The following is a 270-nucleotide window of genomic DNA, read 5'->3' as shown; positions in this document are numbered from 1 at the left end:
ACGTGGTCAACAACACTTAATGACTATGAAAAATTTAGATACATAGTCAATTACTTTACCCGAATGCGTTTTTTAACCCGCAATAATATGCTTGACCTTAATGCAAAAGGCGCAATAGCAGATAGTAATTCGTTAACACCTTGGTTTATGCACAAGAATATTCTCACACTTAAGGATGAGCTTATTTTTGGCCACTGGGCATCGCTTGAAGGTAAAACAGACCTCAATCACATTCACGCGTTAGATACAGGCTGCGTGTGGGGCAACGGG

1 pseudogene is annotated in these 270 nt (G+C 40.4%); it reads left to right on the top strand.

The features are described from left to right. A pseudogene (locus SB756_RS30375) lies at positions 1 to 270 on the top strand (diadenosine tetraphosphatase); the annotation flags it as partial.

Source organism: Pseudomonas sp. SIMBA_068 (genome assembly GCF_046534705.1).
Taxonomy (GTDB): domain Bacteria; phylum Pseudomonadota; class Gammaproteobacteria; order Pseudomonadales; family Pseudomonadaceae; genus Aquipseudomonas; species Aquipseudomonas putida.
Note: the sequence above shows the minus strand (reverse complement) of the source record. Positions and strands in the feature narration are given on the sequence as shown.